At 64.2% G+C, this 12,045-nt stretch carries 9 protein-coding genes; 7 read left to right on the top strand and 2 right to left on the bottom strand.

All coding sequences use genetic code 11. The features are described from left to right. The 7 genes from VK519_RS17900 to pilH form a co-directional block, all read left to right on the top strand. A partial coding sequence (locus VK519_RS17900; protein ID WP_524538991.1) for a DUF7931 domain-containing protein occupies positions 1 to 170 on the top strand: 170 nt, incomplete at its 5' end. Between the two features lie 124 nt (positions 171 to 294). Further along, on the top strand, positions 295 to 3,141 hold the full coding sequence (locus VK519_RS11410; RefSeq protein ID WP_324349893.1) for a 2-oxoglutarate dehydrogenase E1 component: 2,847 nt from the start codon (positions 295 to 297) through the stop codon (positions 3,139 to 3,141). Between the two features lie 7 nt (positions 3,142 to 3,148). Then, positions 3,149 to 4,354: a 2-oxoglutarate dehydrogenase complex dihydrolipoyllysine-residue succinyltransferase gene (gene odhB, locus VK519_RS11415; protein ID WP_324349895.1), complete on the top strand. Its 1,206-nt coding sequence runs from the start codon at positions 3,149 to 3,151 to the stop codon at positions 4,352 to 4,354. A gap of 183 nt (positions 4,355 to 4,537) precedes the next feature. Further along, positions 4,538 to 5,962: a dihydrolipoyl dehydrogenase gene (lpdA, locus tag VK519_RS11420; protein ID WP_324349897.1), complete on the top strand. Its 1,425-nt coding sequence runs from the start codon at positions 4,538 to 4,540 to the stop codon at positions 5,960 to 5,962. 75 nt (positions 5,963 to 6,037) lie between these two features. Continuing rightward, a complete protein-coding gene (locus tag VK519_RS11425; protein WP_324349899.1) occupies positions 6,038 to 6,637 on the top strand; it encodes an LOG family protein in 600 nt (199 codons plus the stop codon). A gap of 12 nt (positions 6,638 to 6,649) precedes the next feature. Next, complete coding sequence (locus tag VK519_RS11430; protein WP_324349901.1) at positions 6,650 to 7,645, top strand: YhdH/YhfP family quinone oxidoreductase; 996 nt, start codon at positions 6,650 to 6,652, stop codon at positions 7,643 to 7,645. 111 nt (positions 7,646 to 7,756) lie between these two features. Beyond that, complete coding sequence (gene pilH / locus VK519_RS11435; protein ID WP_250622668.1) at positions 7,757 to 8,122, top strand: twitching motility response regulator PilH; 366 nt, start codon at positions 7,757 to 7,759, stop codon at positions 8,120 to 8,122. A 56-nt stretch (positions 8,123 to 8,178) separates the two neighbouring features. On the opposite strand, the gene VK519_RS11440 is transcribed toward pilH, so the two are convergent. Both VK519_RS11440 and gyrA read right to left on the bottom strand, forming a co-directional pair. Then, positions 8,179 to 9,090, bottom strand: coding sequence for a DnaJ C-terminal domain-containing protein (locus VK519_RS11440; RefSeq protein ID WP_324349905.1), 912 nt, complete (start codon positions 9,088 to 9,090; stop codon positions 8,179 to 8,181). 144 nt (positions 9,091 to 9,234) lie between these two features. Further along, positions 9,235 to 11,829 (bottom strand): DNA gyrase subunit A, encoded by a 2,595-nt coding sequence (gene gyrA / locus VK519_RS11445; protein ID WP_324349903.1) that lies wholly within the window; start codon positions 11,827 to 11,829, stop codon positions 9,235 to 9,237. Positions 11,830 to 12,045: the final 216 nt, after the last annotated feature.

Consider the following 12,045-nt stretch of genomic DNA (forward strand, 5'->3'; position numbering starts at 1 on the left):
CCTACACCGCGGTCGACGCTGGTGGCCTTCTGTTCAGGCCCGAAGCCTCGCGGCACGACACCCGCGAGGCCCCCGGGGACGTGGGCGAACGCGCCCGTTTGCAGGCCCATTTCGACGCCGTTTGGGAACGCTCCCAGCCGGCGGCGGAACTGCGCCGGATCGACCTGTAGACCGGGACCCAAGGTTGGCGCGGCGCAGCAAGGGGGGGCTATACTTAAGGAATTCTTTATGCCGCCAGCCTGCCCCACACGGCTATCTTGGCGGACATCTTTAGTCGTGTTGGCCGGTGGTGACGTGAGCACAAACCTGATCCGCGAGTTCTTCGATTCCTCCCAGCTCGCCGGCGGTAACGCCGACTACGTCGAGCAAATGTACGAATTCTGGCTGGCGGACCCTTCCTCCGTCCCCGCCGAATGGAACGGTTACTTCAAGGCGTTCAAAGGCCGTGAGGCCGGCGACCAGCCCCACTCCGCGGCCATCGCGCGCATCGAGGCAGCCCAGCGCCAGCGCCGCGCAGTCGCGGCCCCCGCAGTCAGCGCCGGCGACGATGCCCATGCGCGCAAGCAGGCCGGCGTCATCCGCCTGCTCACCGCCTATCGTTCCCGTGGCCACCTGGCCGCCGACCTCGACCCGCTCGGCCTTGCCACCAAAATGGACGCCCCGGACCTGGGCCTGGCCTTCCATGGCCTCACGGAAGCCGACCTCGACACCGAATTCGACTGCGGCACCTACGCCGGCGGCGGTCAGCGCCTGAAGTTGCGTGAACTGCTGGCGCGGCTGAAGAAGGTCTACACCGGCACCATCGGCGCCGAATTCATGTACATCAGCGACCACGACCAGCGGCGCTGGATCTACTCGCGGCTGGAAAAGGCCAACGCCGACGCCGGGTTCGACAAGAAGGAAAAGGTCCGCCTCCTGGAGGCGCTCACCGCCGCCGAGGGCCTTGAGCGCTACCTGCACACCAAGTACGTCGGCCAGAAGCGTTTCTCGCTGGAAGGCGGCGACAGCCTGATCCCCATGGTCGACGATGTCGTCCGCGCCGGTGGCGACAACGGCATGCGCGAAATCATCATCGGCATGGCCCATCGCGGCCGCCTGAACGTGCTGGTGAATATCCTGGGCAAGCCGCCGCACCAGCTCTTCAACGAATTCGAAGGCAAGTTCGACCATCCGGACGACCCGCATCACTCCGGCGACGTTAAATACCACATGGGTTTCTCCGCCGACGTCAAGACGCCCAAGGGTGGCGTGCACGTGGCGCTGGCCTTCAACCCGTCGCACCTGGAAATCGTCAACCCCGTGGTGGCCGGTTCCGTGCACGCGCGCCAATCGCGCCGCCGCGATGCCGAACGCCGCCAGTCGCTGGCCGTGCTTGTGCACGGCGATGCCGCTTTCGCCGGCCAGGGCGTGGGCATGGAACTGTTGAACATGTCGCAGGCGCGCGGCTTCGCCATCGGCGGCACGCTGCACATCGTGATCAACAACCAGGTGGGCTTCACCACATCGAACCCGCTGGATGCACGTTCCACGCTGTACTGCACCGACCTTGCCAAGATGGTCAATGCGCCGGTGCTCCATGTGAACGGCGACGATCCGGAAGCCGTGCTGCAGGTCACCCGCCTGGCCTACGAATTCCGCAAGGAATTCAAGAAAGACGTGGTGATCGATCTGGTCTGCTACCGCCGCCATGGCCACAACGAGGCGGACGAGCCCGCCGCCACGCAGCCATTGATGTACCAGGTGATCCGCAAGCGCGCCACTGCCCGCGACCTCTACGCCCAGCGGCTGGTCGGCGCCGGCGTGATCGGCGCCGACGATGGCCAGAAGATGCTCGACGACTACCGTGCGCGCCTGGAGGCCGGTGGCTCATTGATCGCCCTGGACGAAACTCCCGAACGTGACATTCCCGTCGACTGGTCCCGCTTCGCCGGCAACACCCTTGCCACGCCCGCCGAAACCGGCGTCAACCGCAAGAAGCTGGCCGAACTCAGCGCCACGATCCTTGATATCCCCGCCGATATCACCCTGCACCCACGCGTGGCCAAGATCTATGAAGATCGCCGCAAGATGGCCGCGGGTGAACTCCCAGGCGACTGGGGCTTCGCCGAGAACCTGGCCTACGCCAGCCTGGTCGACGAAGGCCACGACCTGCGCCTGGTCGGCCAGGACGCCGGCCGCGGCACCTTCTTCCACCGCCATGCGGTGCTGCACGACCAGAACTCAGACAACACCTATCTGCCGCTCTCGAAAGTGCGCAAGGGTGCGCTGGTGGATGTGATCGATTCCCTGCTGTCCGAAGAAGCCGTGATGGCCTTCGAATACGGCGAAGCCACCACCTCGCCGGATCAGCTGGGCATCTGGGAAGGCCAGTTCGGCGATTTCGCCAATGGCGCGCAGGTGGTGATCGACCAGTTCATCAGCTCCGGCGAAGCGAAGTGGAACCGCCTGTGCGCCCTGGCCCTGTTCCTGCCCCACGGCTACGAAGGCCAGGGTCCAGAGCATTCCTCGGCCCGCCTGGAGCGCTTCCTGCAGCTTTGCGCGATGGAGAACATGCAGGTCTGCGTACCCACTACGCCCGCCCAGGCCTTCCACATGATCCGCCGCCAGCTGGTGCGCCCGGTGCGCAAGCCGCTGATCGTGATGACGCCAAAATCCCTGCTGCGCCACAAGCTGGCGGTTTCGTCGCTGGACGACCTTGCCACGGGCCAGTACCAGCTCGTCATCGGCGACCAGCAGAAACTCACCGACAAGAAGGTCAAGCGCGTGGTGCTGTGTTCGGGCAAGGTCTATTACGACCTGCTCGACGAAGCGGGCAAGCGCGGCCTGAAAGACGTCGCCATCGTCCGCGTCGAGCAGCTGTATCCGTTCCCGCGCGTCGAAGTATCCGCGGAGCTCGCGAAATACACCGGTGCGAAGGAAGTCATCTGGTGCCAGGAAGAACCCATGAACCAGGGCGCCTGGTTCCAGATCCGGCATCACCTGCAGGCCTGCGTCGATGCGAAGCAGAGCCTTTCCTACGCCGGCCGTGCACGCTCACCGGCACCGGCCGCCGGTCATTTGAACACCCACGTCGCCGAACAGGCGGCCCTCGTCGAACAGGCGCTCGTAGCGCCCGTCGGCACCGATCACGCAGCGGAGTAAGGCAAGCATGTCCATCGAAGTCAAAGTCCCCGTCCTGCCCGAGTCGGTCTCCGACGCGCTTATCGCCACCTGGCACAAGAAAGTGGGTGAAGCCGTCAAGCGTGACGAGAACCTGGTGGACCTGGAAACGGACAAGGTCGTGCTGGAAGTGCCCTCGCCCGTCGACGGCGTGCTGAAGGAAATCAAGCAAGCGGAAGGTTCCACGGTCAATAGCCAGCAGCTGATCGCCGTGATCGAGGAAGGCGCGTCCGCCGCGCCGTCGAAAGAAACCGCGCCCGCCAAGGCCGAGGCACCAAAAGCCGAGAAGGCTGCCGCACCCGCCGCCAAGGCCGGCAACACCGAAGAGCTCTCGCCCGCCGGCCGCCGCGTCGCCGAGGAAGAGAAGATCGACCCTTCCAAGGTCCCAGGCACCGGCCGCGATGGCCGCGTCACCAAGGAAGACCTGGTCAACTATTCCAAGTCCGGTACGGCTGTAGCGCCGTCGGCGCCCGCCGCCAAGCCCACCCCGGGTTCGCGTCCGGAAGAGCGCGTGGCGATGACCCGCATTCGCTCGCGCATCGCCGAGCGCCTGATGCAGTCGAAGAACTCCATCGCCATGCTCACCTCGTTCAACGAAGTGAACCTGGCCGAGGTGGTGAAGCTGCGCAAGACACTGGGCGAGTCGTTCGAGAAGGCCAACGGCGTGAAGCTCGGCTTCATGAGCTTCTTCGTCAAGGCCGCCACCGAAGCGCTCAAGCGCTACCCGGTCGTCAACGCCTCGGTGGACGGCAGCGACATCATCTACCACGGCTACCAGGACATCTCCATCGCGGTGTCCACCGAGAAGGGGCTGGTGACGCCGGTGCTGCGCGACGTGCAGGACATGTCGTTCGTCGACGTCGAGAAGGGCATCATGAATTTCGCCAAGAAGGCACGCGACGGCAAGCTGGGCCTGGACGACCTCCAGGGCGGCACCTTCACCATCACCAACGGCGGCACCTTCGGTTCGCTCTTGTCCACGCCCATCGTGAACCCGCCGCAAAGTGCCATCCTTGGCATGCACACGATCAAGGAACGCGCCATCGTAGAGAACGGCCAGGTGATCGCCGCACCCATGATGTACATCGCGCTGTCGTACGACCACCGCATCATCGATGGCCGCGACGCCGTGCTGTTCCTGGTGGACATCAAGAACCAGCTTGAGAATCCGCAGCGGATGCTTTTGGGTCTCTAGGCGCGCGCGTTCGGGCGCCTTGGCGCCCGAACAAAATAGGTAAAGGGGTTGCCCTGGCGCCGGCTTCCGCGCCAAAGCCCAGGGCGCTCCAAAACCTTTAAAAATCGAGCTTTCACCCCACTTCAAGTGCAGAACCGTTCGGGCCAAACCCCAAACGTCCCCCTCCAAAGGATTAATAGCGTCATGACCGACAAATTCGACGTCATCGTCATCGGCGGCGGCCCCGCCGGTTACCACGCCGCGATCCGCGCCGCGCAGCTGGGCCTGAAAACCGCCGTGATCGATGCCTTCGTCGGCAAGGACGGCAAGGCCGCGCTGGGCGGTACCTGCCTCAATGTAGGCTGCATCCCCTCCAAGGCATTGCTCGATTCATCCAAGCAGTTCTACAACATCGCGCACAACCTGCCCGTGCACGGCATCACCGTTGAAAATGCCAAGGTGGACCTGGGCACCTTCATTGGCCGCAAGGACAAGATCGTCAAGCAGTTCACCGGCGGCGTGGCCCAGTTGTTCAAGGCCAACAAGATCGTCAGCTACTTCGGCAAGGGCAAGCTGCTGAAGGGCAACAACGTCGAGATCACCGGCAACGATGGCGCCAAGCAGACCATCAGCGCCACCAACGTCGTGCTGGCGTCAGGTTCCGTGCCCATCGAACTGCCGTTCGCCAGGTTCGACAACAAGTACATCATCGACAATGCCGGCGCGCTGGACATCACCGAAGTGCCCAAGCGCATGGGCGTGATCGGTGCGGGCGTGATCGGCCTGGAACTGGGCAGCGTGTGGCGTCGCCTTGGCGCCGAAGTCACGGTGATCGAAGCGCTGCCGGATTTCCTCGGCGTCGCCGATGCCGATATCGCCAAGGTTGCCCTCAAGGAATTCGGAAAGCTCGGCCTGGACATCAAGCTCGGCGCCAAGCTGTCCAGAGCCGAGGTCAAGGGCTCTGAAGTCCACCTCACCTACAACGACAAGGACAGCGACCACGACCTCGTCGTCGACAAACTGCTGGTAGCCGTGGGCCGCCGCGCCTACACCGACGGCCTGCTGGCCGACGACGTTGGGGTGAAGATCGACGACCGCGGCCGCATTGAGGTCGACGAACACTGCCACACCGGGGTCGATGGCGTGTGGGCCGTGGGCGATGCCGTGCGCGGCCCGATGCTGGCCCACAAGGGCTTCGAGGAAGGCATGGCTGTGGCCGAGTGGATCGCCGGGAAGTCAGGCCACGTCAACTACGACAGCATCCCCTGGGTGATCTACACCGAGCCCGAGATCGCCTGGGCCGGCAAGACGGAAAAACAGCTGAAAGACGAAGGCATCCCCTACCGTTCCGGCAGCTTCCCGTTCGCCGCCATCGGCCGTGCCGTGGCCATGAATGAAGCCATCGGCCAGGTGAAGATGCTCGCCCACGCCGAAACCGACCGCATCCTGGGTGTGCACATGGTGGGCCCGGGCGTGTCCGAGTTGATCGCCGAATGCGTGGTGGCCATGGAGTTCAAGGGCTCCTCCGAAGACCTCGCCCGTATCGTCCACGCGCACCCGACGCTTTCCGAAGCGGTGCACGAGGCGGCGCTGGCCGTGGACAAGCGCGCCATCCACAAGGGTAACTGAGCCGCCGGCGCTACCCTTTGAGCCCGCTCGTGGCGACATGAGCGGGCTTTTTCGTTCCAAAGACCAGGACAGTCCATGCGTACCATTGCTTCGCTATGCGTCTACTGTGGCTCCAGCGCCGGCACGCGGCCGGAATATGCCGAGCACGCGTTTACCTTCGGGCAAATGATCGCCCGGCGAGGCACGGCGCTGGTGTACGGCGGTGGACGCGTCGGCCTGATGGGCAAGGTTGCCGACGGCGTGCTGGCGGCCGGTGGCCGCGCCATCGGCGTCATTCCACGCCACCTGATGGACAAGGAAGTGGGTCATACCGGTCTTACGGAGTTGCACGTGGTGGAAACCATGCACGAGCGCAAGACACGCATGTATGAGCTTTCCGATGCCTTCGTCGCCCTGCCCGGCGGCTTCGGCACGCTGGATGAAATGTTCGAAATGCTCACCTGGGCGCAACTGGGGCTGCACACCTATCCCTGCGCCTTCCTCGGCACCCGCGGTTTCTACACGCCGCTGGAACAGGGCGTCGACCACATGGTGGAAGAAGGTTTCGTTCGCGTGGAGCAGCGCCAGTCGCTTTGGTTCGGCGAGGACGCCGGCGCCATGTTCACCTGGATGGAAAACTACGAAGCCGTGTACACGCCCAAGTGGCTTCCTGGCGAAGCGGGCGACAACACCTGAAGGCATGTGACGATGAAAAGATTCCGCGCATTCCGCATCAACAACGACGCCAGTGGTTATCGCGCCGGCCTCACCGACATCTCGGTCGCCGATCTCGTCGAGGGCGAGGTGCTGGTCAAGGTCCAATGGTCGTCGGTGAACTTCAAGGATGCGCTGGCGGGCACCGGCAAGGGAAAGATACTCCGTCAATTTCCCTTGAATGGCGGCATCGACGTAGCCGGCCACGTAGTGGCATCCACCGATCCGGCTTTCCAGGAAGGCGATGCGGTGCTGTGCACAGGCTGCGGGCTGTCCGAAACCCGCGACGGCGGCTACGGCGAATATGTGAAGCTTCCCGCCCAATGGACGGTACCGCTTCCCGATGGCCTAACCGCCCGCGAAGCGATGGCCCTGGGTACCGCCGGCTTCACCGCAGCGCTCTCGCTGCTGCGGATGCTCGACAACCGCCAGACCCCCTCACTGGGGCCGATCGCCATCACCGGTGCCACCGGCGGCGTGGGCATGCTGGCCATCGACATCTTCAGCCGGGCGGGTTTCGAAGTGCACGCGATCTCGGGCAAGCCCGATCGCTTCGATATTCTCAAGGGTGTCGGCGCCACGCAGTGCATCGACCGCCACCACCTTCAGTTTTCAGGCAAGCCGCTCGATTCAGGCCGCTTCGGCGGTGCGCTGGACAACGTCGGCGGCGACATGCTGTCCGGCTTGCTGCCGTTGATCGCGCCGTATGGCAATGTCGCCAGTTGCGGCCTGGCCGGCAGCCCCGCGCTCGCCACCACGGTGATGCCCTTCATCATTCGCGGCGTGAGCCTGCTGGGCATTGCGTCGGCCGGGACCGCCCGCGACATCCGCCAGCAGATCTGGCGCCGCCTGGCCAAGGATTGGAAGCCAGCCCACCTGGAAACCATCGTCACCCGGGAAATCACCCTGGACGAGCTCCCGGGCGTGTTCGAGGGCATGCTGGAGGGCCAATCCTTCGGTCGCACCGTGGTGCGGGTCGCTGAGGATTGATGAATCCGCCACGACCCGTAGAATGCTCAGGAATTACTAATCACCACCGGACTGGCCGACCGCAAGAAGTCGCGGATGTCCACCGGAAAACAAGCGTCCCTGGGGAAATGCATGGCCCGTATCCTGATCGTCGACGATTCGCCGTCGCAACTGCTTGGCATCAAGCGCATCGTCGAGAAACTCGGGCATGAGGCGCTCACTGCCGAAGATGGCGCCGCCGGCGTGGAAGCGGCCAAGCGCGAACTCCCCGACCTCATCCTGATGGATGTCGTCATGCCCAACCTCAACGGGTTCCAGGCCACGCGCACCATCTCCAAGGAGCCGACCACGGCCCACATTCCCATCGTCCTGGTCACTACCAAGGACCAGGACACCGACAAGGTCTGGGGCATGCGCCAGGGCGCCAAGGCCTATGTAGTCAAGCCGATCAAGGAAGAAGAGCTGGTTTCCACCCTGAAGGAATTGCTGCCAGGGTGACCGGTGCCGAAGGGGTCAGGGTAATTACTCTGACCCCCAACCCTCTCGCCGGTATCTCAGGCCCGGGGGTCGAAGTCGGCAAACGCTTCGCGATAAGCCTGCAAAGCCGCCTTCTGTTCGATATTCACCGCCACCGGCACGCGCACTTCCAGGGTAACGATCTGGTCGCCCGGATGGGCGCCACCGGGCATCCCGCGCCCCTTCAGCCGCAGCTTGCGACCGCTCTGCGAGCCCGCCGGGATGCGCAGGTCCACGCTGCCGGCAAGGGTAGGTACGGCTACCGTGGCGCCCTCGGAAGCCTCCCAGGGTGCGATCGCGAGGGTCGAATGCACGGTGCGGCCATCGAGCCGAAAGCGAGTGTCGGCCTTGATACCGATTTCGAGCAGGAGATCGCCGGACGGGCCGCCGCCGGACCCCGGATGTCCCTGGCCGGCCAGGCGGATCACCTGCCCCGGCTGGATCCCGGCAGGGATCCGCACTTCAAGCACGCGGTCGCCGCCGGAGGCGCCATTGAGCGCTACGCGCGTCTTGCCACCGCTGAAGGCGGTCTGGATGTCGGTGTCGATCTGGGCCTGGATGTCACGTCCGCGCCGGGCTTGCGGCGCGCCCCCGCCACCCCGGCCGCGGCCGAAAAGACTCTCGAAGAAGTCGCTGAAATCCCCGCCGCCGGCGCCGCCCATGTCGCCGAAGTCAAAACCCTGGCCCTGCTGGCCCCAGCCCGGCGGTGGCCGGAACTGTTCGCCCGGACGGTAGCCGCCGGCGCGAACCTGATCGTAAGCCCGGCGCTTCTCCGGGTCTTTCAGCGCCTCGTTGGCCTCGTTGATCGCCTTGAATTGTTCCTCGGCGTTCGGTTCCTTGCTGCGGTCGGGGTGGTATTTGCGCGCAAGCTTGCGATACGCCGCCTTGATGTCGGCGTCGCTGGCGTCTGGCTCGACCCCGAGCACTTTGTAGTAATCCTTGAACTCCACCTTCGCTCCCACGAATGTCACGGCGATCCACCCGTCGCCAGTATGCAGCCCAAGATGATGCCACCTTGAACGTATTCAAGGCATTGGCCGGAGCGGGACAAGGCGCGCAATGGCTCCGCGCGCCTTGTCGGTTGCGCTCATCCGTTATTGGAGTTCGTCGCTGCCAGGTGCATTCGGTGACGGTTCTTCACCTTCATCGGGCAACTCGCCATTCTCTTCCTCGGCATCGAGCCGGACCACGCTCACCAGGTTTTCGTCCGACGGCAGCTTGATCAGGGTGACGCCCTGGGTATTGCGGCCCAGCTGCGATACCTCGGCCACGCGCGTGCGCACCAGGGTGCCCTGGTTGGAAATAAGCATGAGTTCGTGGGCGTCGGTGACCTGCACCGCCGCGACCAGGCCGCCGTTGCGTTCGGAACACTGGATGCCGATCACGCCCTGGGTGCCGCGGCCCTTCTTCGGGAATTCGGCCAACTCCGTACGCTTGCCATAGCCCCGTTCGGTGGCGGTGAGGATGTCACCTTCCTGCGCGACGATCAGCGATACCACGGTGCTGTCGTCGGTCAGGCGCATGCCGCGCACGCCGGTGGCGGTACGGCCCATCGAACGCACGGAGGCTTCGTCGAAGCGTACCGTCTTGCCGTTGGAAGCGAACAGCAGCACATCGCTATTGCCATCGGTCAGCGCCACGTTCACCAGCGCGTCGCCATCGTCGAGGTTGACGGCGATCTTGCCCTTCTGCAGCTGGAAGGCAAATTCGGTGAGCGGGGTTTTCTTCACCGTACCCTGGCGGGTGGCGAAGAAGACGAAGCGGTCCTCGGTGTATTCGCGCACCGGAAGCACGGCCTGCACCTTCTCACCCTCACCCAGCGGCAACAGGTTGACGATGGGTTTGCCGCGGGCACCGGGGCCCGCTTCGGGCATCTGGTACACCTTCAGCCAATAGACACGACCGGTGCTGGTGAACGTAAGCAGCGTGTCGTGGGTGTTGACCACCCACAATTGCTCGACGAAATCCTCGTCCTTCAACGCCGAAGCCGAGCGGCCGCGACCACCGCGGCGCTGTGCACGGTAGAGGCTGGCCGACTGGCGCTTGACGTACCCGGAATGCGACAGCGTGACCACCACGTCTTCAGGGGCGATGAGGTCCAGGACGTTGAGATCTTCCTGCGAATGCTGGATCTGCGTGCGGCGCTCATCGCCGTATTCCTCGCGGATGGATTCCAGTTCGCCGCGGATCACTTCCAGCAGGCGTTCAGGGCGCTCCAGGATATCGATGAGCTTGCCGATGGCTTCCATCACCTGGCGGTATTCGTCGGAGAGTTTTTCCTGCTCCAGGCCGGTAAGGCGATGCAGGCGCATGGCCAGGATCTCGTTGGCCTGCACTTCGGACAGCTGGTAGCCGTCGTCCTTCAGGCCGTCGCGCGGGTCCATGTCTTCCGGACGGGAGCTCTCCGCGCCTGCGGCGGTAAGCATGGTATGCACCATGCCTGGATCCCACTTGCGGGCAACCATGCGCTCGCGCGCCTCGGCCGGCGACGCGGAACTGCGGATGAGTTCGATCATCGCATCGATGTTGGCCAACGCAACCGTGAGGCCTTCCAGGATATGGGCGCGGGCACGCGCCTTGCGCAGTTCGAAGATGGTGCGGCGCGTGACCACTTCACGGCGATGGCGGATGAAGGCTTCGATGATGTCCTTGAGGTTCAACAGGCGCGGCTGGCCATCGAGCAAGGCCACCATGTTGATGCCGAACGTGACCTGCAGCTGTGTCTGCTGGAACAGGTTGTTGAGCACCACGTCGCCCATGGCATCGCGGCGGATCTCGATGACCACGCGCATGCCGTCCTTGTCGGACTCGTCGCGCAGTTCGCTGATGCCCTCGAGCTTCTTTTCCTTCACCAGCTCGGCGATCTTCTCGATCAGGCGCGCCTTGTTCACCTGGTAGGGCAGCTCGTGGACGATGATCGTCTCGCGGCCGTTGGCCTCGGTCTCGATGTCCGCCTTCGCGCGCACCAGCACACGGCCACGGCCAGTGCGGTAGGCCTCGACGATGCCCGCGGCGCCGTTGATGATGCCGGCGGTGGGGAAATCGGGGCCCGGGATGAATTTCATGAGGTCGTCGATGCCCAGCGAGGGGTCGTCGATGAGGCCGATGGTGGCGTTGATGACTTCGGTGAGGTTGTGCGGCGGGATGTTGGTGGCCATGCCCACGGCGATGCCCGACGAGCCGTTCACCAACAGGGTGGGCACGCGCGCCGGCAGTACCAGCGGCTCGTGCTCGCTTTCGTCGTAGTTGGGACCGAAATCGACGGTGTCCTTGTCGATGTCGGCCAGGAGTTCGTGGGTGAGGCGCGACATGCGCACCTCGGTGTATCGCATGGCCGCGGCGTTGTCGCCATCGACCGAACCGAAGTTGCCCTGGCCATCGACCAGCATGTAACGCAGCGAGAACGGCTGGGCCATGCGGACGATGGCGTCGTAGACCGACGCGTCGCCGTGCGGATGGTATTTACCGATGACGTCGCCGACCACGCGGGCCGATTTCTTGTAGGGCTTGTTCCAGGCGTTGCCCAGTTCGTTCATGGCGAAAAGGACGCGCCGGTGAACCGGCTTCAAGCCATCGCGGACATCGGGGAGGGCTCGGCCAACGATCACGCTCATGGCGTAATCGAGGTAGCTCTGCCGCATCTCGTCTTCAATGTTGACGCGAATGATTTCGTTACCGAATTCTGCCATCAAACGGCTTCCAGGCTGGTTGTACGGGGCCCCCACCACGGCCCAGGACAGGCGCGGGCGACAAGCGGAAAATGCATCACGCAAGTGTACCACACCGGGTGATTAAAACCCAGTATTTAAGTCAATACAATCAATGGGTTATAGCTGGCTTTTGGGCTTGCTGAAAAGCGCCGTGCGGGCGCTGGCGAAATTGAACGCCGCCCCCGCCGCCGAGCC

Source organism: Pinirhizobacter sp. (assembly GCF_035317885.1).
In the GTDB taxonomy this organism is placed as follows: domain Bacteria; phylum Pseudomonadota; class Gammaproteobacteria; order Xanthomonadales; family Rhodanobacteraceae; genus Pinirhizobacter.